The 25,590-nt window shown below is 68.1% G+C and carries 21 protein-coding genes; 15 read left to right on the forward strand and 6 right to left on the reverse strand.

The annotated features are described in order from the left end of the window. Positions 1-379 precede the first annotated feature (379 nt). The 3 genes from B4920_RS03510 to B4920_RS03520 are packed head-to-tail and all read left to right on the forward strand — an operon-like array spanning position 380 to position 3,162. Positions 380-1,981 carry a SagB/ThcOx family dehydrogenase gene (locus tag B4920_RS03510; RefSeq protein ID WP_216819733.1) on the forward strand — a complete coding sequence of 534 codons (1,602 nt, stop codon included), beginning with the start codon at positions 380-382 and terminating at the stop codon, positions 1,979-1,981. Further along, the gene (locus B4920_RS03515) at positions 1,978-2,820 is read left to right on the forward strand and encodes an ankyrin repeat domain-containing protein (protein WP_079433234.1); all 843 of its coding nucleotides are present in this window, start codon (positions 1,978-1,980) and stop codon (positions 2,818-2,820) included. The genes B4920_RS03510 and B4920_RS03515 overlap by 4 nt, the downstream gene beginning before the upstream one ends. A gap of 24 nt (positions 2,821-2,844) precedes the next feature. Beyond that, the gene (locus B4920_RS03520) at positions 2,845-3,162 is read left to right on the forward strand and encodes a hypothetical protein (RefSeq protein ID WP_079433235.1); all 318 of its coding nucleotides are present in this window, start codon (positions 2,845-2,847) and stop codon (positions 3,160-3,162) included. A gap of 56 nt (positions 3,163-3,218) precedes the next feature. On the opposite strand, the gene B4920_RS03525 is transcribed toward B4920_RS03520, so the two are convergent. Beyond that, positions 3,219-5,747 carry a bifunctional diguanylate cyclase/phosphodiesterase gene (locus B4920_RS03525; protein WP_139379408.1) on the reverse strand — a complete coding sequence of 843 codons (2,529 nt, stop codon included), beginning with the start codon at positions 5,745-5,747 and terminating at the stop codon, positions 3,219-3,221. Positions 5,748-6,222: 475 nt separating this feature from the next. On the opposite strand from B4920_RS03525, the gene B4920_RS03530 reads away from it, so the two are divergent. After that, positions 6,223-7,857, forward strand: a complete 1,635-nt coding sequence (locus B4920_RS03530) for a PAS domain-containing methyl-accepting chemotaxis protein (protein ID WP_079433237.1) — start codon at positions 6,223-6,225, stop codon at positions 7,855-7,857. 22 nt (positions 7,858-7,879) lie between these two features. Here the strand turns inward: B4920_RS03530 and apaG are convergent, their stop codons facing one another. Continuing rightward, positions 7,880-8,266 carry a Co2+/Mg2+ efflux protein ApaG gene (gene apaG / locus B4920_RS03535; RefSeq protein WP_079433238.1) on the reverse strand — a complete coding sequence of 129 codons (387 nt, stop codon included), beginning with the start codon at positions 8,264-8,266 and terminating at the stop codon, positions 7,880-7,882. Between the two features lie 162 nt (positions 8,267-8,428). Between apaG and rpe the strand changes: the two genes are divergently transcribed. Beyond that, positions 8,429-9,121 (forward strand): ribulose-phosphate 3-epimerase, encoded by a 693-nt coding sequence (gene rpe, locus B4920_RS03540; RefSeq protein ID WP_079433239.1) that lies wholly within the window; start codon positions 8,429-8,431, stop codon positions 9,119-9,121. Here the strand turns inward: rpe and B4920_RS03545 are convergent. Beyond that, the gene (locus tag B4920_RS03545) at positions 9,073-10,068 is read right to left on the reverse strand and encodes a GlxA family transcriptional regulator (protein WP_079433240.1); all 996 of its coding nucleotides are present in this window, start codon (positions 10,066-10,068) and stop codon (positions 9,073-9,075) included. The genes rpe and B4920_RS03545 overlap by 49 nt on opposite strands. Before the next feature lie 83 nt (positions 10,069-10,151). On the opposite strand from B4920_RS03545, the gene B4920_RS03550 reads away from it, so the two are divergent. From B4920_RS03550 to B4920_RS03595, 10 genes are all read left to right on the forward strand, one after another. Next, positions 10,152-11,318, forward strand: coding sequence for an MFS transporter (locus tag B4920_RS03550; RefSeq protein WP_079433241.1), 1,167 nt, complete (start codon positions 10,152-10,154; stop codon positions 11,316-11,318). 70 nt (positions 11,319-11,388) lie between these two features. Then, positions 11,389-12,075: a phosphoglycolate phosphatase gene (locus B4920_RS03555; RefSeq protein WP_079433242.1), complete on the forward strand. Its 687-nt coding sequence runs from the start codon at positions 11,389-11,391 to the stop codon at positions 12,073-12,075. A gap of 193 nt (positions 12,076-12,268) precedes the next feature. Continuing rightward, positions 12,269-13,741: an anthranilate synthase component I gene (gene trpE / locus B4920_RS03560; RefSeq protein ID WP_079433243.1), complete on the forward strand. Its 1,473-nt coding sequence runs from the start codon at positions 12,269-12,271 to the stop codon at positions 13,739-13,741. Between the two features lie 127 nt (positions 13,742-13,868). Beyond that, positions 13,869-14,441, forward strand: a complete 573-nt coding sequence (locus B4920_RS03565; RefSeq protein ID WP_079433244.1) for an aminodeoxychorismate/anthranilate synthase component II — start codon at positions 13,869-13,871, stop codon at positions 14,439-14,441. Between the two features lie 12 nt (positions 14,442-14,453). Next, on the forward strand, positions 14,454-15,482 hold the full coding sequence (gene trpD / locus B4920_RS03570) for an anthranilate phosphoribosyltransferase (protein ID WP_079433245.1): 1,029 nt from the start codon (positions 14,454-14,456) through the stop codon (positions 15,480-15,482). Between the two features lie 105 nt (positions 15,483-15,587). Continuing rightward, positions 15,588-16,376, forward strand: coding sequence for an indole-3-glycerol phosphate synthase TrpC (trpC, locus tag B4920_RS03575; RefSeq protein WP_079433246.1), 789 nt, complete (start codon positions 15,588-15,590; stop codon positions 16,374-16,376). 3 nt (positions 16,377-16,379) lie between these two features. Further along, positions 16,380-20,450 carry a translocation/assembly module TamB domain-containing protein gene (locus tag B4920_RS03580; protein WP_079433247.1) on the forward strand — a complete coding sequence of 1,357 codons (4,071 nt, stop codon included), beginning with the start codon at positions 16,380-16,382 and terminating at the stop codon, positions 20,448-20,450. Positions 20,451-20,533: 83 nt separating this feature from the next. After that, entirely contained in the window at positions 20,534-21,256 is a 723-nt protein-coding gene (locus tag B4920_RS03585; RefSeq protein WP_079433248.1) for a DUF2189 domain-containing protein, read from the forward strand. Positions 21,257-21,293: 37 nt separating this feature from the next. Then, entirely contained in the window at positions 21,294-21,848 is a 555-nt protein-coding gene (msrA, locus tag B4920_RS03590; RefSeq protein ID WP_079433249.1) for a peptide-methionine (S)-S-oxide reductase MsrA, read from the forward strand. 35 nt (positions 21,849-21,883) lie between these two features. Next, the gene (locus B4920_RS03595) at positions 21,884-22,228 is read left to right on the forward strand and encodes an FKBP-type peptidyl-prolyl cis-trans isomerase (RefSeq protein WP_079433250.1); all 345 of its coding nucleotides are present in this window, start codon (positions 21,884-21,886) and stop codon (positions 22,226-22,228) included. 166 nt (positions 22,229-22,394) lie between these two features. On the opposite strand, the gene recQ is transcribed toward B4920_RS03595, so the two are convergent. The 3 genes from recQ to B4920_RS03610 form a co-directional block, all read right to left on the reverse strand. Continuing rightward, on the reverse strand, positions 22,395-24,212 hold the full coding sequence (gene recQ / locus B4920_RS03600; RefSeq protein WP_079433251.1) for a DNA helicase RecQ: 1,818 nt from the start codon (positions 24,210-24,212) through the stop codon (positions 22,395-22,397). A 34-nt stretch (positions 24,213-24,246) separates the two neighbouring features. Beyond that, on the reverse strand, positions 24,247-25,236 hold the full coding sequence (locus tag B4920_RS03605; RefSeq protein ID WP_088179368.1) for a hypothetical protein: 990 nt from the start codon (positions 25,234-25,236) through the stop codon (positions 24,247-24,249). Positions 25,237-25,308: 72 nt separating this feature from the next. Continuing rightward, positions 25,309-25,572 carry a hypothetical protein gene (locus B4920_RS03610; RefSeq protein ID WP_079433252.1) on the reverse strand — a complete coding sequence of 88 codons (264 nt, stop codon included), beginning with the start codon at positions 25,570-25,572 and terminating at the stop codon, positions 25,309-25,311. Between the last annotated feature and the right edge of the window lie 18 nt (positions 25,573-25,590).

A 25,590-nucleotide genomic window follows, 5' to 3' on the forward strand; every position in this document is an offset into this window, starting at 1 on the left:
GATTCATTTCGCCTCGACATGGCGCCCTGCCTTATAGCGGCAGGCGTCGGGAATGTCTGCATTGTCCTGCCGGGAATTCCGTTACGCTTTGTGAAAGGTCAATATGTTTGATGATATTGATGTTTTTGATGTTTTTGTGCGTCGGGTCGAGCGTGCCCCGTACGGTCGGTGTTTTGCGCAAATGGCTTTGGGGGCGGACCTCATGTCTGCGATGGCCAGCTGTCATGAAACCGACAAAACGCGACTGTTTGTCGGGCGCTCTGACCGGGCTTCGGACCACGGCATACACGCGGAGCCGCGTCCTTGCTCGCTACACGCAAGCTTTAGGGGCGGGCACCGATCTTGCTGAATCGGGGCAAACCCATTTTGCCTCCGCATCATGCCCGAGACCCTCGCCGCCCCGCCCGATGTCATGCCTGCCCCTCTGTCCGCCGCGGCGGTGGTGCAGGCCTACCATCAGCGGACCAAGCACCGCTTCGAAGCCTATGCCGCCAGCCCCGGTACGCTGGACTGGGATGCCCAGCCGGCGGCTTTCCGCCATTACGAGGGCGTGCCGCCGATCGAGCTGCCGCTGGCCCGCGCCGAGGACCTGACTGCGGCGCCGGTCACCCCGGCCATTCCCGATCTGGCCAGCATCGGCGCGCTGTTGCATCTGTCCTTCGGCCTGACCGCCTGGAAGACCCTCGGGCCGGACCGCTGGGCGGTGCGTGCCAATCCGTCGAGCGGCAACCTGCACCCGGTCGAGGCCTACGTGATCGTGGCCGGTATTCCGGAACTGGCCGACGGGCTTTACCACTACCGCCCGGAAATCCATGCGCTGGAGCTGCGGGCGGTCCATCTGCAGCCGGTGGCGGCTGGCCCTGTGCTGGCGGTCGGCCTGTCCTGCGTGATGTGGCGGGAGGCCTGGAAGTACGGTGAGCGGGCCTTCCGCTACTGCCAGCTGGACGCCGGGCATGCCCAGGCCTGCCTCGGCTATGCCGCGGCTCTGCTGGGCTGGCATACGGTCGAGCAGCCGCAGGTCGGCAGCCACACACTGGCCAGCCTGCTGGGGCTGGACCGGGCGGCGGAGTTTCCCGGCAAGCGGGCCGAGGTCAGCCAGGAGGAGGCGGAACTGCTGCTGGTGCTGGATTTCGCCGGCTGTGCCACCCGGCTGGAGCCCGCAGCCCTGCACGAAGCCAGCGCGGCGGCCCGCTGGCAGGGTGTGGCCAGCCTGATCGACCGTTTTCCGATGTTCCGCTGGCCGGTCATTGCCGATGTGGCCGCGGCGACGCGGCGGGCCGACGACAGCGGTGCTGCGTCCAACCCCCAGCGCATCCCGCGCGTGCAGCCGGCGGCGCTGATTCTGCGACGGCGCAGCGCCCAGCGCTTCGATCCCGCCCACGTGATGGGGCGGGCCGAATTCGAGCGCTTGCTGGAGGCCTTGCGGCCGGCGGCGGACGCGCGCATCGGGCTGTTGATGTTCATCCATCGGGTCGACGGCCTGGCGCCCGGGGTTTATTTCCTGCCACGCGGCGCTCTCGACGGTGGCCTGGCGCAGCGCCTGCAGGCCCGCTACAAGCTGCTGCCGGTGGACGGACTGCCGGCTGCCGACGCGCTTTTCAGCCTGGCCCCGGCGGACCCGCTGGAGCTGCGTCGGGTGGCCCGTAGCCTGCACTGCCACCAGGACATCGCGTCGAACGCCAGCATCGCCTTCGGCATGCTGGCGCCCTTCGCCGAGCGGGTCGAGGCCGATCCGCCGGCTTACCGCGACCTGTACCGGGAGGCCGGCGCCCTCGGCCAGGTGCTCTACCTGGAAGCCGAGGCGCTGGGCCTGCGCGGCACCGGCATCGGCTGCTTCTTCGACGATCCGGTGCACAGCGTGGCCGGCCTCGACGACGGCGTGTTCCAGACCCTCTACCACTTCACCATCGGCCTGCCGGTGATCGACGGCCGCGTTGAAACCACGCCCCCCTACCCGGGGCGCAAGGATGCCCTGCGATGAATTCCACGACCACTCCCTCTTCTGCCCAGACCCATGCCGGCGGCTTCGTCCGCATCGATGCGGATACCGCCGCCGACCTGATCCACCGTCGCGGCAACACCACGCTGCCGGCCCTGGCCGTCTTCGACGTGCGCGACCGTACGACCTTCGAGCGGCGCCACATCGCCGGGGCCGAACATCTCACCGAGGCCCTGCTCGGCGGCACGATCCGCCGCCTGCCGAAGAGCACGCCGGTGCTGATCTATTGCTACCACGGCAATGCCAGCCAGGTGTATGCGGAGATGTTCGCCGACTTCCGCTTCGCCGAGGTGTACAGCGTCGATGGCGGTTTCGAGCCCCTCAACGCGGCGCTGGCACAGCGTACTGGCGGCCTCGCCTCGGTGGCCCTGCCGCCGCAGGCCAGCGAGGCGCTGAAGGCTTTCGTCGCCGAGTTCGACTTCGACCCGACCGACCTGGATGCCGCACGTGCCCAGGGCCTCACGCCGCTGATGCGGGCGGCCTATGCTGGCTCCGCCGGACTGGTGGAGGAACTGCTGGCGGCCGGCGTCAATCCGGCGCGCCGCAACGGCGATGGCAACAACGCCCTGTGGCTGGCCTGCGTGTCGCGCGACAAGGCGACGCTGGCGCGCCTCATCGCGGCTGGCATCGACGTGGACAACGTTAATGACACCGGGGCGACCTGCCTCATGTACGCCGCGTCCAGTGGCCGTGCGGAGGTGGTCGAGGTGCTGCTGGCCGCCGGAGCCGACCCCTACATCCGCAACTTCGACGACGCCCGCGCGGTGGACCTGGCGTCCACCGTCGGTTGCCTGAAGCTGCTGCGCCACACCGCCAACTGAACGAAGCCCGACAGGAGAACCGCGATGAACAAGTTCCGCTCGATTGCCCACCTGATGGAACAGGTGGAAGGACCCTTGTCCCGCGCCAGCGTGGTGGTCAGCGAGGCGTGGCGCGACAACGAACAGGCGGTGGGTTTCTTCAGCCATGCCGACGTCGGGCTGGCCGCCTATGTGTATGCCTATGGCCAGCGCTCCGGGCGCTACGGCATCAACCTGGATTTCCCCGAGCCCGATGGTGCGCCGCTGCGGCCGGTGCCGACCAGTGCCGAAGACCTGCCGCTGGCGGCGGTGGTACAGATGCTGCTGGAGCACTTCGAAGTGCCGGTGACGGCGCTGGCCTGATTGCCGACCCCGCGCGGCGGCTCGACGGGCGCAGCCTCAGGCGGCGCCCGTGGCGTTTACGGCGTCGTCCATAGATCCACGGTGCCCAGCCCGGTCATCGGTGCGCGCTGCAGCAGGAAGGCCTCGGCCTTGTCGGCCGGCAGCGGTTCGCTGATCAGGTAGCCCTGGATCTTCTCGCAGCCGATGCTGAGCAGGAACTTGAGCTGGGCTTCCGTCTCGACGCCCTCGGCGATCACCTCCAGCCCCATCTTGTGGGCCAGCAGCACCGTCACGTCGCAGATGTCCGCGTCGCTGGGGTCGGTCTCGATGTCCTTCACGAAGGAGCGGTCGATCTTCAGGGTGCGGATCGGGAACAGCTTGAGGTAGGCCAGCGACGAGTAGCCGGTGCCGAAGTCGTCGATGGACAGGGTCAGGCCGCTCTCGGTCAGCGCCTTCATCACCTCGATGGTCTCGTCGGGGGAGGCCATCGAGACGGATTCGGTGACTTCCAGGTCGAGCAGCTCGGCCGGCAGACCGTGGTATTCCAGCAGCGCGTGGATGCGCCGCGGCAGGGTCTTGTCGAGGAATTGCCCGGTGCTCAGGTTGATCGACATGCGGATCGCGCCGAGGCCCTTGTTGCGCCAGTCGCGCAGCTGCCGGCAGGCCTCCTGCAGCACCCAGTCGCCCAGCGCGTCGATGATGCCGGTTTCCTCGGCCACCGGAATGAACTCGGACGGCGGGATCAGCCCGCGGGTCGGATGCTGCCAGCGTACCAGCGCTTCCACGCCAACCAGACGGCCGCTGCGCAGGTCCACCTGCGGCTGGTAGTACAGCACGAACTGCTCCCGCTCGAGCCCGATGCGCAGTTCCGACTCGAGGGCCAGGCGCTGGGTGGTGGCGGCGTTCATGCCTTCGGTGAAGAACTGGTAGTTGCCGCGCCCCTTGGCCTTGGCGTGATACATGGCCACGTCGGCGTTCTTCAGCAGGTCGCCGATCTCCAGCGCGTCGTCCGGGTACATGCAGATGCCGATGCTCGGCGAGGTCCGCTGTTCCTGGCCGTTGATCAGGTAAGGCGCGGAGATCGCGCTGACGATCTTGTCGGCCACGTAGGCCGCGTCGGCCGGGGTGTCCACATCGGGCAGCACGACGACGAACTCGTCGCCGCCGAGACGGGCCACGATGTCGCTCTTGCGTACCGTGCTGCTCAGGCGGTTGGCGACCTGGATCAGCAACTCGTCGCCGACGTGGTGGCCGAGGGTGTCGTTGATGGCCTTGAAGCGGTCCAGGTCGATCAGCATCAGCGCCATCTGCATGTCGTTGCGGCGGCAGAAGCCGATCGCCTGCTCCAGCTTCTCGTTGAGGCTGAAGCGGTTGGGCAGGTTGGTCAGCGTGTCGTGGTGGGCGAGATGGCGGATGCGCTCCTCGGAGGCCTTCAGCTCCGAGATGTCGATGAAGTTGCCGATGTAGTTCTGCACTTCCCCGTTGGCGTCGCGCACCAGCGAGATCGACAGCCACTTGGGATAGGGCTCGCCGCTTTTGCGGCGGTCCCACAGCTCGCCCTGCCAGGCGCCGCTGTGGGTCAGGCTGTCCCACATCTCCTTATAGATTTCCGGCGGCGTGTTGCCGGCCGACAGCACGCGCGGGTTCCGCCCGACGACTTCGTCCTGCTGGTAGCCGGTGAGCTTGGTGAAGGCCTGGTTGGTGGCGACGATGCGGTTCTGCGCATCGGTGACGATGATTGCCTCGTTGCTGTTGGAGAACACCGTGGCCAGCAGGCGCAGATGTTCCTCGGCGCTTTTGCGCTCGGTGATGTCCTGGACGGTGCCTTCGTAGCAGATGAATTCGCCCTGGGGGCCACGCACCGTGTGGGCGTTCTCGGAGATCCAGATGATCGAGCCGTCGCAGCGGCGCACCTGGGATTCGAAATTGATCACTTCGCCGTTGTTTTCCATCAGGTGGCGGAAGGCGTCGCGGCGGCTCGGATCCACGTACAGCCGGCTCTCGATGTCGGACAGGTCGGCCATCAGTTGCTGCGGGGTTTCATAACCGTAAAGCCGGGCCAGGGCCGGGTTGGCGGCCAGGTAGCGGCCTTCGCGGGTGGTCTGGAAGATGCCTTCCGAGGCGTATTCGAAGATGTGGCGGTAGCGCAGCTCGGTGCGCTCCAGCGCTTCCAGCGTGGCCCGCCGCGGGGTCACGTCCTCCACGTAGCCCTCGATGACACTCTTGCCCTGCTCGTCGGGCACCGTGATGCCCCGTTCCAGCACCCACTTGGTGTGACCGCTGGCGGTGGTGATGCGGTACTGCACCGCAAAGCGCTGGCCGTTGCGGGCCGCGCTGCGGATCTGCGCCCGGACCCGGGCCCGGTCGTCGGGATGGGTGATCTCTTCCCATGAGATACAGGCGTTGTCGACGATTTCCGCCGGGGCGTAGCCGCACAGCTCGGAACTTCCCTGGCTGACGAAGACCATCGTCCAGGAGGCGTCGTCCCTGCAGCGATAGACCATGCCTTCCAGGTTGTTCACCAGCGTGTCGAGGATGCGAGTCCTGTCCACGGCCCGAGGGGTGAGGAGGCTGGTTCGACGGGAGCGTCCGAGTTGTGCTTGCACGGTGATGGCCTGCGAAGAGCTGCAATGGAGGGTAGCTACACTTCAGCAAACACCATGCCCGCTCGCAGGCCGCGTTCGTTGCCGGAATTCCCGGCAAAACGCACTGGAGTGGTGCGTCAAACGAGTGTGGTGCACTGCAATAAGGCTCGAATTGGGGTGTAAAAGTAAGATTGTCGACAAAATCACTAAGCATTTTTTCTTTTTTTCATTTTTGATGAGTGAGTTTGTTCATATCCCGGATGAAATCCGGATGCGCCGCAGAACAGGCCTGACGGGGCTCGTTTTGCGAATTTCGGGGGCTTGCACCCGCCGATGCTGCCGGGGGGGCCTGACCATGCCGGCACCGGTTTGTGCCACAGGGGGCTCCGGGGCATGGCACAGGATCTGCATTTGATCCCCCAGGACTCTTCCCTGCACCGTTGTTTGAGCCAGATCTGGTGCAGACCGGGCAAACCCACGAACACGGTGATTCAGAATGCGCACGAACCTTCCCGTCACGAACGTTGAAACACTGCTTCCCGAAGGCGAGTTCATCTATTCCCGCACCGACCTTCAAGGCAACATCGTCGAGGCCAACGAGGCCTTCGCCAACATCAGCGGTTACCGCCGCGAGGCCATGCTCGGCCAGCCCCACAACATGGTGCGCCACCCGGACATGCCGAAGGAGGCTTTCGCCGACATGTGGCGCGACCTCAAGGCCGGCCTGCCGTGGCGTGGCCTGGTGAAGAACCGGCGCAGCGACGGCGGCTACTACTGGGTGGTGGCGAATGCCTCGCCGGTGCGCGAGAACGGCCGGGTGGTCGGCTTTCAGTCGGTGCGTTCGCGTCCGTCCCGGGAGGACGTGCGGGCGGCGGAAGACGCCTACCGGCGTATCCGCGACGGCGAGCGTTCGATCCGCATCGAGCATGGCCGGGTCGTGCCGGCGCGCCGCTCGCCGTGGGCCGTGTTCCGGTCCGCGCCGGTCCAGCTGGCGGGGGCGGGTTGTCTGCTGCTGACGCTGGCCGCCGGTGCGCTGCTGCAGGGCTTCGTCAGCTTGCCGTTCCTGCGCGAGTTCATGCTCGCCGCCGGTGGCCTGGGCGTGCTGTGGGGCCTGTTCTTCCTGCTCGGTTTCGTGCCGGGGCTGGCGCGGGACGCGGCAGCGCTGCACGTCTATCTGGGCAGCCTGCTGGCCACCGGCGACCTGCGGCAGCGCTTCGAGCTGTCACGCAGCGACGTGCTGGGCGAGATCGCCCGCGATGCGGACCGCTTCGTGTCGTCGGTGCAGGCCACCGTGCAGGGCATGGGCGATACGGCCCGGCAGGTCGCGGTGGTGTCGGGCGAGGTGGCGTCGGGGGTCAGCAATGTGAACGAGGCTGCGCGGGTGCAGAGCGACGCGACCTCGTCGGCGGCGGCCGGCATCCAGCAGATCACCGTGGCGATCGGCGAGGTGGCCGAGCATGCCGGTGCCACCCGCGGTGCGGCCCAGACCGCCAGCGAAGTGTCGGAGCGCGGCGGCCAGGTGTCGGCCAAGGCCTGCGACATGATCATGATCCTCGCCGACACCGTGCGGGAGGCGGCCGGGCAGGTGGAACTGCTGGGGCAGCAGTCGGTGGAGATCTCGCGCATCACCGGGGTGATCCGCGAGATCGCCGACCAGACCAACCTGCTGGCCCTCAATGCGGCCATCGAAGCGGCGCGGGCCGGCGAGCAGGGGCGCGGCTTCGCGGTGGTGGCCGATGAAGTGCGCAAGCTGGCCGAGCGCACCGGCAAGGCGACCCAGGAGATCAGCACGATGGTGGCCGGCATTCAGGGCGAGACCCAGAAGGCGGTGGATGGCATGCGCGACGGTGCCGGCCAGGTGCGCGACGGGGTGCTGCTGGTGCAGGGGGCGCAGAGTGCGCTGCAGGAGATCAACGCGCAGATGGAGCGCACCCTCGGCATGGTGAACGACATCACCCATTCGTCCGCGGAGCAGCGCAGCGCGATGACCCTGATGGCCCAGAACATCGAGCGGGTGGCGTCGATGACCGACCAGAACGTGGCGGTGGTCAGTCAGACCCAGAGCGCGGTGGCGAGCCTGGATCAGTCGGTGGACCGCATGAGCAAGGCGATCGGCCAGTTCGTCGTGTGAACGACAGGCGGCCGCGCGGCCCTCAGTGCAGCGTGCGCGGCATGGCCAGCGTGAATTCGGGGATGTCCGCGTCGAAGGGCGTGCCGTCCTCGGCGACCATCTGGTAGCTGCCCTTCATCGTGCCCACCGGCGTGGCGATGGTGCAGCCGCTGGTGTATTCGAAGGACTGGCCGGGTTGCAGCACCGGCTGCTGGCCGATCACGCCGGCGCCCTGGACTTCCTGCACCGTGCCTTCGGCGTCGGCGATGACCCAGTGGCGGCTGACCAGCTGGGCGGTGACCCGGCCGACGTTGCGGATGGTGATGTGATAGGCGAACACGTAGCGGTTCGTTTCCAGGTCCGACTGCTCTTCGATGAAGCGGGAAACCGCGGTGACCTCGATGGCTTCCTGGTCGATGGCGTTTGTCATTTTTGTGGGTGCTCGGGTTGGGGAGCCCTTATTGAAACTGAATTGCCCCGCAGCTGCAACCGCGACGGCGGTGCTCCGGAAGCGTGCCTGCCCGCGTTGGCGGAGCTGGAGCAGGGCGGGTAAACTGGCGCCCCTCCCGCGTCTCCCCCGCCAGGACTTACCATGACTTACCGCATCGCTCCCAGCATCCTGTCCGCCGATTTCGCCAAGCTCGGCGAGGAGGTTGCCAACGTGATCGCCGCCGGCGCCGACTGGATCCACTTCGACGTGATGGACAACCATTACGTGCCCAACCTGACCATCGGCCCGCTGGTCTGCGAGGCGATCCGTCCTTACACCACGGCGCCCATCGACGTGCACCTGATGGTCAAGCCGGTGGACCGCATCGTGCCGGACTTCGCCAAGGCTGGCGCCAACGTGATCACCTTCCACCCGGAAGCCTCCGAGCACGTCGATCGCACGCTCGGCCTGATCCGCGACAGCGGCTGCCAGGCTGGCCTGGTGTTCAACCCGGCGACGCCCCTCAACTGGATGGACCACGTGATGGACAAGCTCGACGTGGTGTTGGTGATGAGTGTGAACCCGGGCTTCGGCGGCCAGTCCTTCATTCCCGGCGCCCTCGACAAGTTGCGCGAGGCCCGCGCCAAGATCGACGCCTACGCCGAGCGCAGCGGCCGCAAGATCCTGCTGGAGATCGACGGTGGCGTGAAGGTCGGCAACATCGCCGAGATCGCCCGCGCCGGTGCCGACACCTTCGTGGCCGGCTCGGCCGTCTTCGGGGCCGGCAAGGACAGCGACCCGCAGCGCTACAATTCGGTGATCGGCGAACTGCGCGGCGCGCTGGCCGGCGTCTGATCTTCTTCCACACGGCCGCGCCGCCGGGCTGACGGCGGCACGCCGTGAATCCGCAGGAAGGCGCGGCGCATCCGTTCCGCGTCGCCGAAGCCGCAGCTGCGCGCCACCGCCTGTACCGACGCGCTGCCGCTCTCCAGCGCCGCGGCGGCGGCCTCCACCCTTAGTCGCTCGACCGCCCGGGCCGGCGTCACCCCCATTTCCGCCTTGAAGCGCCGCGCGAAGTGGCGCGGGCTCATGCACGCCCGTGCGGCGAGTTCGTCCACGTCGAGGCGCGCCTGCAGGTTGTGCCGGACGTAATCGAGCAAGTCCGTGAAAGTGCCGCCGGCCACCTGCATGCCGGCGATTTCGGAGAACTGGGATTGCCCGCCGGGGCGCCGGTAATACACCACCAGCTGCCGCGCCACCTGGCGCGCGACGCTGTCGCCGAGGTCGTCGGCGATCAGCGCGAGGCTCAAGTCGATGCCGGCGGTGATGCCCGCCGAGGTCCAGAATTTGCCGTCGCGGATGTAGATCCGGTCCGCGTCCAGGCTGACCTGCGGAAAGCGCCGCGCGAAGGCGGGGGAGCGCCGCCAGTGGGTGGTAGCGCGGCGACCGTCGAGCAGACCGGCCGCCGCCAACAGCCAGGCCCCCGAGCACACGCTGGCGGCGCGCCGGGCTGCGGTGCAGGCGGCGCCAATGAAGGCGAGGGCGGCGGGATCAGCCGAAGCCGCATCCACGCCATCTCCACCGGCCACCAGCAGGGTATCGATGGCGTCGCTGGCCGCCGCCGCGCGGGTCAGCAGCTGGATGCCGCTGGAGCTCGCCACCGGGCCGCCGGTGAGGGACAGCGCTTCCAGTTGGTAGCTGCCGGGGATAACGCCGTTGGCGGCTTCGAAGGCGCTCAGCGGGCCGGCGGCGTCGAGCAGCTGGAAGCCGGGATAGACGAGGAGGGCGATGCAGCGCGTCATGGCAGAAAAAGTGGCTTGTTGGTCATTTCTGCCATGACTCTAGCCTGCGACGATGGCGCTGTCCAAGTTCCCGGAGTCGTTCCATGAACCGCAATGTCCTCCTGCTGGCCCTGTGCCAGGCCCTGACGATGACCGTCATCGGCTTCGTGCTGGCCGCGTCGGTGTCGATCAGCCACAACCTGTCGGTGGCGGCCGGTCTGGCGACCGTGCCCCTGGCCGCCCAATACCTGGCGACGCTGCTTGCGCTGCAGGTCGCCGCCCGCCTGCTGGCGCGCTTCGGCCGGCAGACGATCTTCGTGGCCGGCGCCCTGTGCGGCGCGGCCGGCCTGGTCCTGGCTGCGCTGGCCGTCGCGCTGGGCCATTTCCCGCTGTTCGTGCTGGCCGGCATCGGTATCGGCGTGCACGGGGCGACCGGCCAGTATTACCGCTTCGCCGCGCTGGAGGCCGTGCCCGCCGCCGAGCGCGGGCTGGCGGTATCGCTGACCCTCAGCGGCGGGGTGCTGGCGGCCTTCCTCGGCCCGTTCCTGGCCCGCGAGACGCGCCATCTTTTCCACACCCCGTTCCTGGCCAGCTTCCTGATCCTGGCCGGGCTGTCGCTGCTGGCGGCGGTGCTGGCCAGCCAGCTGCGCCTGCCGGAGCCGGCCGCGTGCGTCGCCGGCCCGTCCCGCCCCATCGCGGTGATCTTGCGCGACGGGCGGGTGCGTCTGGCGCTGGCGGCCGGTGCGGTGGGCTATGGCGTGATGAACCTGCTGATGACCGCCACGCCATTGGCCATGCTGTGCGCCCGGCTGGACTTCGACGCCACCGCGGAGGTGATCCAGTGGCACCTGCTGGCGATGTTCGCGCCGTCCTTCGTCACCGGCCACCTGATCCGCCGCTGGGGCAGCCTGCCGGTGATGCTGGCTGGCTGCGCCGCGCTGCTGCTGGCGGTCGGCGTGGCCTTGGGCGGCGATGCGCTGGGGCATTTCCAGCTGGCCCTGGTCGGCGTCGGGCTGGGCTGGAACTTCCTCTACGTGGGCGCCACGACGCGCCTCGCCGAATGCTGGCAGGAGGCCGACCGGGCGCGCCTGCAGGCCCTCAACGACAGCCTGGTGTTCCTCGCCGTGTGTGTGGCCACCTTCGCCGCCGGGCCGCTGGTGGATGGGCTGGGCTGGGAGCGGGTCAATATCCTGGCGGCGCTGCCCGTGCTGATGGTCGCGGTGGCGCTGCTGCGCGCCTGGCGCCGCCCGCTGCTGGCGCCGTCGGCCTGATCTCCCTTATCCTGCGCGTCCGGGGGCGGCAGAAGTGCCCCCGTTCCCGTTCCGCCTGATGAGTTCCGCCATGTCCGCTGCCCTTGCCCCCGCTTCCCGCGCCGTCCGTGCCGTGCTGTTCGACCTGGACGGCACGCTGCTCGATTCCATCCCCGACCTGTCGGAAGCCTGCCGGCGCATGATGCTGGAGCTCGGTCGTCCGCCCCACGACATCGAGGTGATCCGCAGCTTCGTCGGCAAGGGCATGCTCAACCTGGTGCGGCGCTGCCTGGAAGAGAGCGGTTCGGCCGAGGAGGCGGAGATCGATGCGGCGGTGGCCGCCTTCCGCCGCCACTACGCCGACGTGAACGGCGAATGCACGCTGATCTACGACGGCGTGGTTCCGGCGCTGGAGGCCCTGCGCGAGCGCGGCGTGGCGATGGCCTGCGTGACCAACAAGCCGGCCGCCTTCACCGGGCCGCTGCTCGAACGGATGGGCATCGCCGGCTTCTTCGGCGCCACCGTCAGCGGCGACACGCTGGCCGACAAGAAGCCCCACCCGGCGCCGCTGCTGCACGCCTGCGCGCTGCTCGGCGCGGCGACGGACGAAGCGCTGATGATCGGCGACTCGGCCAACGACGCCGAAGCCGCCCGCGCCGCCGGCATGCCGGTGCTGCTCGTCACCTATGGCTACAGCGAGGGCGTGGCGGTGGACAGCATCGAATGCGACGGGCTACTATCGAGCCTCACCGATGCGCTGCCGCGCATCCTGGGCTGACATCACCGGATCCCATCCATCATCGTGACCCGCAAGCGCGTGTTCTTCGTAGAGGAGTTCCCTGCCGTTCGTATCCCCCGCTCTGGCGGATGCGGCGGCCGGTCATGGCTGCTCGCCTGAGCTGCCCAGAACTGTCGCGGGCCTGCCCCGTGATACCCTCGCGAAAAAAGCACCACGCCCTTCCGGAGTCTCCATGACCGAAGCCGAATTCCACGCCCTGGCCGCCCAGGGTTTCAACCGCATCCCGGTTACCGTCGAAACCTTCGCGGATCTCGACACCCCCCTTTCCGTCTATCTCAAGCTGGCCAACGCGCCCAACACCTACCTGCTCGAATCCGTGCAGGGCGGCGAGCGTTTCGGCCGCTATTCCATCATCGGCCTGTCCGCCCCGACGCGCATCGAGGTGCATGGCCGCTCCGTGCTGCTGCTGACCAACGACCGCGTCGTCGAGCGCCGCGACGGCGGCGATCCGCTCGAATACATCGCCGAGTTCATGGAGCGCATCAAGGTGCCGCCGCGCGCACGCCTGCCGCGCTTCGCCGGTGGCCTGGTGGGCTGCTTCGGCTATGACACGGTGCGCTACATCGAGCCGCGCCTGGCCAAGACCGAAAAGAAGGACGTGCTCGGAACGCCGGACATCCTGCTGCTGCTGTCCGAGGAAATTGCCATCGTCGACAACCTGTCCGGCAAGCTGACCCTGGTGGTGTATGCCGAGCCGGGCGTGCCGAACGCCTACGGCCGCGCGCAGAAGCGCCTGAAGGAGCTGGTCGGCAAGCTGCGCGAGCCGGTGTCTGTGCCGGTCGAAGTCCGCGCCGAGCCGTCCGAGCCGGTGTCGAGTTTCGGCGAGGAGGCCTTCAAGGCCGCCGTGCAGAAGGGCAAGGACTACATCGTCGAGGGCGACATCATGCAGGTGGTGCTCAGCCAGCGCATGAGCAAGCCCTTCGGCGCCAGCCCGCTGGCCCTGTACCGGGCGATCCGCAGCCTCAACCCGTCGCCCTACATGTTCTATTTCAATTTCGAGGACTTCCAGGTGGTCGGCGCGTCGCCGGAGATCCTGGTGCGCCTCGAGGACAAGGACGTCACCGTGCGTCCCATCGCCGGCACCCGCAAGCGCGGCGCGACCCACGACGAGGACCAGGCGCTTGAGAAGGAACTGCTGGCCGACGAGAAGGAGCGCGCCGAGCACCTGCAGCTCCTCGACCTCGGCCGCAACGACTGCGGCCGCGTCGCCAGGACCGGCTCGGTGCGCGTCACCGAGCAGTTCACGGTGGAACGCTACTCCCACGTGATGCACATCGTCTCCAATGTGGAAGGCAAGCTGAAGGACGGCCTTGATCCGCTGGCCGTGCTGCGCGCCACCTTCCCGGCCGGCACCGTGTCGGGTGCGCCCAAGCTGCGCGCGATGGAGATCATCGACGAGTTGGAGCCGACCAAGCGCGGCATCTACGCCGGCTCGGTCGGCTACATCGGCTTCCATGGCGACATGGACCTGGCCATCGCGATCCGCACCGCGGTGCTGAAGGACGGGCAGATCCATGTGCAGGCGGGCGCCGGCATCGTTGCCGACTCCGACCCCCAGGCCGAATGGGTGGAAACCCAGACAAAGGCGCGCGCCATGCTGCGCGCCGCCGAGATCGCCGAAGCCGGACTCGATACGGCCCTGTAAGCACAGAGAACGCCGTGGCCCGGCTGGCCCTGCGCGTCGCCCCGCGATGCCCGGCCGCCCCGGCCCGACACCCCTCAAAGGCCCCCGCCCAGCCGGCGGGGCGCCGCTCCGGAAAGGATGCGCAGCCATGCTGCTGATGATCGACAACTACGACAGCTTCACCTACAACCTCGTGCAGTACTTTGGCGAACTGGGTGCCGACGTGCAGGTGTATCGCAACGACGAGATCACCCTCGAGCAGATCGCCCAGCTCAAGCCCGCCCAGCTCGTCGTCTCCCCCGGCCCGTGTTCGCCGGCGGAGGCGGGCATCTCGGTGGCGGCGATCAAGGAATTTGCCGGCAAGATCCCGCTGCTCGGCGTGTGCCTCGGCCACCAGAGCATCGGCGCGGCCTTCGGCGGCAAGATCATCCACGCCAAGAAGCTGATGCACGGCAAGGTCTCGCCGGTCCATCACCTGGACAAGGGCGTCTTCAAGGGCCTGCCCAATCCGCTGACCTGCACCCGCTACCACTCCCTGGCCATCGAGCGCGAAAGCCTGCCCGACTGCCTGGAAGTCACCGCGTGGACCGACGACGGCGAGATCATGGGCGTGCGCCACAAGACGCTGTTCGTCGAGGGCGTGCAGTTCCACCCGGAATCCATCCTCACCGAGCGCGGCCACGACCTGCTGCGCAACTTCCTCGAACAATCCCAAGCCTGACCGGAGCTGGCCATGACGTTTTCCGCCCAGGAAGCCCTGCAACGCACCATCGACCATCGCGAGATCTTCTACGACGAGATGCTGTCGCTGATGCGCCAGATCATGGCCGGCGAGATCTCGCCGGTGATGACCGCCGCGATCCTCACCGGCCTGCGGGTCAAGAAGGAGACCATCGGCGAAATCTCCGCCGCAGCGACGGTGATGCGGGAGCTGGCGACCAAGGTCACGGTGCCCTACGACCGCCACTTCCTCGACGTGGTCGGCACCGGCGGCGATGGCTCCCACACCTTCAACATCTCCACCGCCACCATCTTCGTGGCGGCCGCCGGCGGCGCCAAGATCGCCAAGCACGGCGGGCGCAGCGTCTCCAGCAAGTCGGGCAGTGCCGACGTGCTGGAAGCCCTGGGCGTGAATCTCAACCTCAACGCCCAGCAGGTGGCCGAGTGCGTGCAGGAGACCGGCATCGGTTTCATGTTCGCTCCCAACCACCACAGCGCGATGAAGAACGTGGCGCCGGTGCGCCGCGAGATGGGCGTGCGCACGCTGTTCAACATCCTTGGCCCGCTGACCAACCCGGCCGGCGCGCCGAATACCCTGCTCGGCGTGTTCCACCCCGACCTGGTCGGCATCTGCGTGCGCGTGATGCAGCGCCTCGGCGCCGAGCACGTGCTGGTGGTGTATGGCCGCGACGGCATGGACGAGGTTTCCCTCGGCGCGGCGACGCTGGTCGGCGAGCTGAAGGATGGTGAGATCCGCGAGTACGAGATCCATCCGGAAGACTACGGTCTGCTGATGAAGTCCAGCCGCAGCCTCAAGGTCAGCACCGCCGACGAATCGAAGGAGATGCTGCTCGGCGTGCTCGATAACCACGCCGGGCCGGCCCGCGAGATCGTCGTGCTGAACGCCGGCACCGCGCTGTACACGGCCAACGTGGTCGGCTCCATCGACGAGGGCATCGCCCGCGCCCGCGAGGTGCTGGTCTCCGGCGAGGCTCGCGCCAGGCTGGAAGCCTTTGTCGCCTGTACCAGGAAACTCGCCTGACCCCGTAGGGGCGAATTCATTCGCCCGCAGTGCGTTGATCGACCTCCGCGGGCGAATGAATTCGCCCCCACAGGAGAGTCGATTCGCCCCCCACAGGAGAACTGAATGTCCGACATCCTCAACAAGATCCTCGCCGTGAAGCGCGAGGAAGTGGCCGCCGCCCGCGCCGCCGTCTCCGACGCCGCGGTGCGCGAGCAGGCGGCAGCCCAGCCCGCCGCCCGCGATTTCGTCGGTGCGATCCGCGCCAAGATCGCCGCCGGCCGGGCCGCGGTGATTTCCGAGATCAAGAAGGCCAGCCCGTCGAAGGGCGTGATCCGCGCCGACTTCCGCCCGGCCGAGATCGCCGCCAGCTACGAGAAGGCCGGCGCCGCCTGCCTGTCGGTGCTGACCGACCGCCAGTTCTTCCAGGGTGCTCCCGAATACCTGCAGGCTGCCCGCGCCGCCTGCAGCCTGCCGGCGCTGCGCAAGGACTTCCTGGTCGATCCCTACCAGGTCTATGAAGCCCGTGCGATGGGCGCCGACGCGATCCTGCTGATCGCCGCCGCCCTCAGTCTGGCCGAGATGCAGGAGATGGAAGCCATCGCCGAAAGCCTCGGCCTCGGCGTGCTGGTCGAGGTGCACAACGGCGCCGAGCTGGATCTGGCGCTGCAGCTGCGCACGCCGCTGATGGGCGTCAACAACCGCAACCTGCGCACCTTCGAGGTCAGCCTGCAGACCACTCTCGACCTGCTGCCGCGCATCCCGGCGGAGCGCATCGTCGTCACCGAGTCGGGCATCCTGCAGCCGGCCGACGTGGCGCTGATGCGGGCCAACAAGGTCAATGCCTTCCTGGTCGGCGAAGCCTTCATGCGTGTCGACGATCCGGGTACTGGCCTGGCCAGCCTGTTCGGCTGATCCATGAGTGACGCGCCGGAGCAGCCCGCTGCCGATCCGGCGCCGGACGGCGCTCCGTCGCCTGCCCCGGCCCCGCGTCGGGACGCGCCTTCCGCCCGCCTGCTGCGCGGGGCGCTGGCGGCCGTGCTCGGCCTGCTCACCGTCGTCGTGCTGCTGCTCGGCTGGCTCGGCGCCAGCGAGTCCGGCCTGCGGGCGCTGGCCGGGTTGGCCAATGGTGTCAGCGGCGGCCTGCTGAGCCTCGACAAGCCGCAAGGTTATCTCCTCGGTGAATTCAAGCTCGGCAGCCTGCAACTGCGCACGCCGACGCTGCAGCTGGAGATCCGCAATCTGGCGGTGGACTGGCGTCCTGGCGCGCTGGCGAGCCGTCGTCTCGACGTGGCCTCGCTGGCGGCGTCCGAGCTGCGCGTCGCGAGCCTTCCCGACGACACGCCGCTGAGCCTGCCGCTCAGCCTGGAACTCCCCATCGCCGTCCACCTCGGCAGCGTCCGCGTCGATCGCCTGCTCACCGGCAAGCTGATCGATGGTCAGGCCGCGCCGCCGGACTTCGAACTCACAGGGCTCGACGGCAGCCTCGAATCGGACGGGCGCCATCACGATTTCTCGAAGCTGAAGGCCACGGCGCCTTTCGGCCAGCTGGCCGCCAGCGGCCGTCTCGACGGTCGGCGGCCTTTCGCCTTGACAGCCATGGCCAGCCTGAACACCCGTCAGGCTGGCGAAGCCTACGCGATCGAGGCGCAGGCGGATGGCACGCTGGAAACGCTGGCGCTCCATGCCAAGGCCAAAGGGGCCGGCATGGAGGGGGCGGCCAAGGTGCTGGCTACGCCTTTCGCGGCCTTGCCGCTGCGCTCGGCCAAGCTCAGCGTACAGGGCGTCGATCCGAGCCGTTTCCATGCCGCAGTGCCGGCGGCCCAGCTCGACGTGGAGGCGGATCTCGAACCCAGCGCGGCGAAGCCGGCCGACGGTCGCCCGCTGGCGGTGGAGGACTGGGTGGTCGGCGGGCCGCTGACCGTCCGCAATCACCAGCCCGGCCCCTACGACAAGGGCAAGCTGCCGCTCGAATCCTTGAGTGCGCGGCTACGCTGGGCCGGCGGCGAACTGGCAGCGTCCAACCTGGTGGTACTGCTGCCTGGCCAAGGTCGGATCGGCGGTCGCCTGGCCTGGCAGGCGCCCGTGAAAGCCGAGGAGAAGGGCAAGGCTGAGGCGGGTTTCGGCCACCTGAACGCCGATTTGCAGGTGAGCGGCGTCGATGCCCGCCACCTGGATGGGCGCGCCGTGGCGACCCGCATCGACGGCCATCTCCGTGCCGACGCGGAGGCCGCCGGGCAGAACTTCAGCGCCGATCTGCGCGACCCGCAACTGGCACTGCGTATCAAGGCGCGCCATGCGGCGGGGGCGCTGAGTGTCGAGGAACTCGTCGCCACCGCGCGCCAGGCCCGGCTGGACGCGTCCGGCAAGCTGGCCCTCGACGGCGCCGGGCGCTTCGAGCTGCGCGGCCGGCTGAGCCATTTCGACCCCCATGCCTTCGTGACCCGCGCGCCGGCTGCCGATCTGAACACCCGCTTCGACGCCAGTGGCCGCCGCCAGCCGACGCTTGTCGGGCGCGTCGGCTTCGAACTGCTGCCGAGCCGTCTCGAAGGCAAGCCGCTGCTCGGCAAGGGCGAGCTGGCCATCGACGGCCAGCGCATCGCCAACGCGGATGTGAACCTCGATCTGGCCGGCAACCGCCTGTCCGCCCAGGGGCGCTACGGCAAGCCGGGCGACGCGCTGGCCCTGCATGTGGATGCGCCGGTGCTGGCCGTCCTCGGCCGTGGTGTGGCCGGACGGCTGAAGGCGGACGGCGTGCTGCGCGGCACGCCCGCCCAGCCCGCCGGCGAGTTCGAGCTGCTGGGCGAGAAGCTGGTGCTGGCTGGCCTGCGCATCGAGCGACTGGACGGCCGCGGCCGGCTGGCCGAAGGGCGCGATGGGGCCATTTCGGTTTCCGTCGGGCTGGCCGGGCTGCAGGGCGCGACGGCGGCGGAGGCCCTGCTCAGCCGTGGCAGTCTCAGCTTCGAAGGGACCCGTAGCGCCAACCGGATTCGCGTGGACGCCAGCGGGCTGAAGGGTCATTCCGTCAGCCTGGCCCTGGCTGGCGCCCTGTCCGACGGGCCACGCTGGGAAGGCCGGCTGGAAAGCCTGCTGGCGCGCGGCGACTATCCGCTGAGTCTGCAGGCGGCGGCGCCGCTGGTGTTGTCGGCGGATCTGATCCGGCTGGGCCCGGCCGAACTGCGCGGCGGGGCCGGCGGGCGCATCCGCCTCGACGAGACCCGCTGGCAGGCCAGGCATCTGATCGCCCGCGGCAGCGTCAGCGGCGTGCAGGTCGGCTTCATGCTCGATCCGGCGACGCGGGCCGTCAAATCCACCGGCGACTCCCTGCAGATCGGCGGCCAGTGGGATGTGGACATCGGCGAGCAGGCCAACGGCCTGGTGCGTTTCTACCGGGAGAAGGGCGACCTGGTGTTGCAAGGGGATTCGCCGGTCCGCCTCGGGCTCGACGACTTGCAGCTGTCCGTGTCGGCGGCGGCCAACCGCCTGGCCTTCGGCTTCAGCGCCCACGGCAGCCAGCTCGGCAGCGCCGCCGGGGCCGGCACCGCGCTGGCCGAGCGCACGCCGTCGGGCGAGCTGCGTTTGGTGCCGGATGCGCCGCTGCTCGGCTCGGCCAAGGTCGACATCCCCAACATCGCCTGGGCCGGTCCGCTGGCCGACCAGAACATGAAGACCGAGGGCAGCCTGAAGGGCGAATTCTCGCTGGCCGGCACGCCGGCGCGGCCGGAAACCTCCGGGCGCATCCGCGGCGAGCGGCTCGGCTTCGTGATGGCCGACCAGGGGCTGCACCTGTCCGGCGGCACGCTGGCGGCGGATTTCGACAAGGATCGCCTGCGCCTGGAGGATTTCAGCTTCGTCTCGCCGAACCGCGTCCGGCCGCGGGAGAGCCGCATCGACGTGGCCCGCCTGACCCGCCAGCCGGGCACCCTGAATGCCCGCGGCGAGGTGCAGCTGGCCAGTGGCGAAGGGCGCTTCAGCTTCCGTGCCGAGCGCCTGCCGCTGCTGCAGCGGGTGGACCAGTGGCTGGTGCTGAGCGGCGAGGGCGAGGTGCTGACCGGCTGGAACTACGCCACGCTGAAGGGCCGGCTGGTCGCCGATGCAGGTTTCGTCGAACTGTCGCGCACGCCGGCGCCGAGCCTCGGCGACGACGTGGAGGTCATCGATCCTCATCACAACGGCAAGTCGGCCAGCCCCTTCCACATGGGTAGCGACCTGGTCGTCAATCTCGGCAACGCCTTGTACGTGAAGGCACTCGGCGTGGACACCCGGCTGGCTGGCGAGCTGCGCCTGCAGGCCGGCGAGGGCAAGCCCCTCCACGCCAGCGGCGTGATCACCGCCCAGGGCGGCGTCTTCGAGGGCTACGGGCAGAAACTGTCCATCGAGCGCGGCATCGTCACCTTCGCCGGGCCGATCGCCAATCCCAGCCTCAACGTGGTAGCGCTGCGCAAGGGCTTGAGCGTGGAGGCCGGTGTCGGCATCGGCGGCACGGCGCGCCGGCCGGTGGTGCGGCTGGTCTCCGAACCCAATGTGCCGGACCCGGAGAAGCTCGGCTGGATCGTCCTCGGGCGGCCGCCCGATCAGGGCTCCGGTGGCGAAATGGCGTTGCTGCTGCCGGCCGCCCAGGCCCTGCTCGGTGAGACGGGCGGTGGCCTGCCGGCCACGCTGGCGCGCAACCTGGGCTTCGACGAGTTCTCCTTCGGGGCCAGCAACGACCCGCGCAGCCGTGTGCAGACCAGCAGCGTGGCCAACGGCAGCGTCACCGGTACGGCCTCCAGCGCGTCGTCCCGCTCGGCGGGGACGACGGTGCCCGGTCAGGTGGTCTCCATCGGCAAGCGGCTGTCCACGCGGGCGCTGCTGTCCTTCGAACAAGGGATTGCCGGCACCACCAGCATCGTCAAGCTCACCTACCAGCTGACCCGCGGCATCTCGGTGATCGGCCGGGCGGGTAGCGAGAACGCGGTGGACATGCTGTTTTCGGTGTCCTTCCGCTGAGCTCGGCGGAGCGGCTTGATCCCGGTCATGGACGGCGGCCGGCTGCTGCGGCGAGATGATGGCCCGTCCATTGGAGCCGTGCCGTGCCCGCCAACCTCGACCCCCGCCGGATTCCCGTTGCCGCCGTGTTCGCCGCCATCGGTGAGGGTTGGCGCTGCCTGCGCCATTGCCTGCAGCCGGCCGTCGCGCTGGCCGGGGTGTTCGCCGCGCTGGGGCTGCTGATCCATGGTCTGCTGTGGCACTTCGGCCTGACGCCGATGATGCTGCCCTTTGCCGGCGGCTTCCTGCTCGTCGGTCCGGCCCTGCTGGCCGGCTTCTTCGGCCTGCGGCGGGCCCACGGGGCGGGGCAGCGCGCCCGCCTGGCCGACGCACTGGCCGGCTTCCGCCAGGCGCCGCGCGGCCTGTGGGTGATGGCGGCGGTGTGCACGCTGCTGTTGATGATCTGGCTGACCGACGCGGCGACGGTGTACAGCTTCATGATCGGCAGCGAGCCGCCGACCCCCGCCCGGGTGTTGCGTTTCCATGCCTTCACCAGCCTGATGGGGGCGGTGCTGGCGTTCATCGTGTTCTGCGTGTCGGCCTTTTCGATCCCGCTGCTGTTCGACCGCCGCGCCACACTGGTACCCGCGGTGACGGCCAGTGTGCGGGCGGTGTTCGGCAATTTCCCGGCGATGCTGGCGTGGGGCCTGAGCCTCGCCGGTGCCTTGATCGCTACCGCCCTGTGTCCGCCGCTGCTGGTGCTGTCCCTGCCGTGCCTCGCCTTTGCCAGCGATCTGCTTTATCTTGAAATTTTTCCGCCGGACTGAGGTCTGCGTGGAACACCCCAATTTCAAGAGAGAGAACATGACAACCCAAGCTGTGGCGACTGAAGTCGCGATTCTCGGTGGCGGCTGCTTCTGGTGCCTGGAAGCGGTGTTCGTAGACGCGGAAGGTGTACTGTCGGTCAAATCCGGCTACATCGGCGGACATGCCGACTCGCCGACCTACCAGCAGGTGTGCGACGGCGACACCGGCCATGCCGAAGTGGTGCGCGTCGAATTCGACCCGGCGCGAATCGGCTTCGCCGACCTGCTCGACGTGTTCTTCGCGATCCACGATCCGACCAGCCTGAACCGCCAGGGCAACGACGTGGGCACCCAGTACCGCTCGGCGATCTTCACCACCAGTGCCGGGCAGGACGCCGTTGCCCGCGCGAAGATCACCGAACTGACCCGCGAAGGCGTGTTCCGCGACCCTGTCGTCACCGAAGTGCTGCCGGCGCCGACCTTCTGGCCGGCCGAGGCCTACCACGACGACTATTTCGCGCGGAATCCCTTCCAGCCTTATTGCCAGTACGTGGTGGCGCCCAAGGTGGCGAAGTTCCGCAGCAAGTTCGCCAAGCGGGTGAAGGCCAGTTGAAATAGAATCCGCCGGTCAATTACAAGGAGTGTTTCATGACCCAAGTCACCACGGCGAGCGGCCTCGTCATCGAAGATCTGGAAGTCGGCACCGGTGCCGAAGCCACCGCCGGCCAGCACGTGCAGGTGCATTACACCGGCTGGCTCACCGACGGCAAGAAGTTCGATTCCAGCAAGGACCGCAACGACCCCTTCGTCTTCCCCCTCGGCGCCCGCCACGTGATCGCCGGCTGGGACGAAGGCGTGCAGGGCATGAAGGTCGGCGGCAAGCGCAAGCTGACCATTCCGCCGAACCTGGGCTACGGTGCCCGCGGCGCCGGCGGCGTGATCCCGCCGAACGCCACGCTGGTGTTCGAAGTGGAGCTGCTGGCACTGAAGTGATCCGGTAGCGGATTGCGAGAATGAGCAAGGGCGCCATGGCGCCCTTTTTGATTTGTTGTGCGGTGCCACGCGCAACATCAGCTGTAGGGGCGAATTCATTCGCCCACGGAGGCTCACTCGACGTCTGCGGGCGAATGAATTCGCCCCTACAGGGTGAGAGGGGCTCTTACGTTTCGGCCAGCACTGCCAGGATGTCCTCCCCGTAGGCATCCAGCTTGCGGTCGCCTACGCCGGAGATGGTCGCCAGTGCCTCGATGCTGTCCGGGCGCTGGCGGGCGATGTCGCGCAGCGTCGCGTCGTGGAAGATCACGTAGGCAGGCACGTTGCGTTCCTTGGCGGTGGCGGCGCGCCAGGCGCGCAGGCGGTCGAGCAGGGCGGCTTCTTCGCCGGTGGCTTCCGGCCATTCCCGCAGTTTGCGGGTGGTGTCGCCCTTGCGGCCCTTCTTGGCGGGGGCGGTGTCGATGCGCAGCGTGAAGCTGGCTTCGCCGCGCAGGATGGGGCGGGCGGCCTCGGTGAGGGTCAGCGCGCCGTAGCGTTCGTGATCCACCGCCAGCGCGCCGTGGGCCACCAGCTGGCGGATCAGTGTGCGCCAGCCTTTGTCGTCCAGTTCGGAGCCGATGCCGAAGGTGCTGACCTGGTCGTGCTGCCACTCCTTGACCTTGTCGGTGGTCTTGCCGAGCAGCACGTCCACCACGTGGCCGGCGCCGAAACGGCTGCCGGTGCGGAACACGCAGGACAGGGCCTTCTTGGCCGATTCACTGGCGTCGCGCACCTGCGGCGGATGCAGGCAGGTGTCGCAGTTGCCGCAGGGTTCCGAGTCTTCATCGAAGTAGCCGAGCAGGCGCTGGCGGCGGCAGCCGGTGGTCTCGCAGAGGCCCAGCAGCGCGTCGAGCTTGGCAGTGGCGACGCGCTTCACCTCGTCGCCGGCCTCGCCCTGGTCGATGAAGCGGCGCTGCTGCACCAGGTCGGCCACGCTGTAGGCCATCCACGCCTCGGCGGCCTGGCCGTCGCGGCCGGCACGGCCGGTTTCCTGGTAGTAGCCCTCGATGGAGCGCGGCAGGTCGAGGTGGGCGACGAAGCGCACGTCGGGCTTGTCGATGCCCATGCCGAAGGCGACGGTGGCGACCATCACGATGCCGTCCTCGCGCAGGAAGCGGTCCTGGTTGAGCGCCCGCTCGTCGGCGCCCATGCCGGCATGGTAGGGCAGGGCGGCGATGCCCTTCTCCTGCAGCCAGGCGGCGGTCTCGTCCACCTTCTTGCGGGAGCTGCAATAGACGATGCCGGCCTCGTCCATATGTCCGTCCTTCAGGAAGGCCAGCAGCTGGGCGCGGGGATTGTCCTTGGGGACGATGGTGTAGCGGATGTTCGGCCGGTCGAAGCTGGACACGAACTCGCGGGCATCGAGGAGGCGCAGGCGCTCGGCGATCTCGCGGCGGGTCTGGGCGTCGGCGGTGGCGGTCAGCGCGATGCGCGGCACCTGCGGATAGCGTTCCGGCAGGATCGACAGTTGCAGGTATTCGGGCCGGAAGTCGTGCCCCCACTGGGACACGCAGTGGGCTTCGTCGATGGCGAACAGGGCCAGCTGGCCGGACTCGTGCAGGTGATCGAGCAGGTCGAGGAAGCGCGGCGTGACCAGGCGCTCCGGCGCCACGTAGAGCAGATCGAGGGCGCCGGCCAGCATCGCCCGCTCGATCTCCATGGCCCGCTCGAAGCTCAGGCTGGAGTTGAGGAAGTCCGCTGCCGCGCCGACTTCCTTCAGTGCGCTGACCTGGTCCTGCATCAGCGCGATCAGCGGCGACACGACGATGGCCACGCCCGGCCGCAGCAGCGCCGGGATCTGGTAGCACAGGGATTTGCCGCCGCCGGTGGGCATCAGCACCAGGGCGTCGCCGCCGGCGGCCACGTGCTCGACGATGTCCTCCTGGGGACCGCGGAACTGGGTGTAACCGAAGACGTGGAATAGGGTTTCGCGGGCGCGGCTCATAGGGGCGGGATTTTACCCCGCCCGGCGCTGCAGGTCAGAACAGCTTTGCGATATGTGCGGATAGTCCTGCGGGATTGACGAAAGTGAGTTCGTACATGCCCGACAGGCCGGCGGCCTGCTCGTCGGCGAGACCGGTGCAGCACAGGATGAACTGGCTGCGGTCGATGCCCAGGCGCTTCCTCAGTTTGAGGTACTTGTCGATATCCTGGCGGAACTCGCCGGTCTTGCATTCGACGCAGATGGGCGTGTTGCCATCCACCAGGAAGAACACGTCGAGTTCGTGGAGGTCTTCGTTCGGAAAGACGACCGACAGGTTGCGGGTGCACGAGAAAGGCCTTCCCTTCTGCTGGAAGAAGGCGAGGAGTTTCATCAGTGCATACCACTCCAGCCATTCGCCCGCAAAGAAAGCACGGATAGCCGGAACCGACTGGATGGTCGCGCGGCCGATCTTGTCCTGCTTCTGGTAGAAGTACTTGGCAAGAAAGGTGTGCTCGTAGAGGCGCTTGCAGAAGGCGTTGATGGCTTGCCCTTCCTTCTGACTGCGTTCGCCGAGCTTGAGGCTGAAATGGGGTACATCCTTCTGCTGGCCCCAGCGGATTTTGTCGACCACGTCGCCGAGGAGATCATGGTTGTCGCCGATCTCGACCGCGATCTCGTCGAAGAAGCCAGTGGTATTGACCGCTTCCAGGCTTGGGCGGACCTGAATCTGGCGGCGCTGAAACCAGCTCACGATCTGCCGGTGCCATTCTTCGCTGGCCAGGTGGTCCGTATTGTGAATGTCGAGCGTGGCAAGGGGGGCCACGTCCGCCCCGCGGGGCGTTGCAGTGGTGGGTTCCCCGGTGGCGCGCAGGCGCTTGATCTCATCCTGCTGCGCGAAATATTGCTGCAGCACTTTCCGCACGAAGAGCACGGTGTCGTAGACCGGGACCGGATTTGCGCAGGCAGGGCAGTCGATCGATGTGCCGATCACCTCGGTCGGCGCTTCGGCCACATGGCCGCACTTGTTGCATCGGAGAATCGCCATTGGGGCTGAAAATGAAAACGGGTTGGCCGATTATGCCAACCCGTTCTGTTGGAAGCGACCTCAGAATGATGTCTAGACGGCCCCGTGGTGTTCGTTGATGTAGTGCTTGAGCACCGAGCGCAGTTCTGCGGTGTGTTCCTCGTCGCCCTTTTCGCGGGAGTGCTTGATGTCGTCGGCGATCATGTGGCGGATGCGCCGGTCGCCTTCGGGAGAGTGGCAGAGATAGCAGCCCATTTCTACCGCGAGCATTTCGGGTACGTGTTCGTGCTCGGCAATGGCGAGAATTTCGTCTTCGCTCAGGTCAGAGAGCTCGATGCAGTCTTGCAGTGTCAACATGATGGCGTTCTCCTGCTT

The sequence above is a fragment of the Zoogloea sp. LCSB751 genome (genome assembly GCF_002028455.1).
Taxonomy (GTDB): Bacteria; Pseudomonadota; Gammaproteobacteria; order Burkholderiales; family Rhodocyclaceae; genus Zoogloea.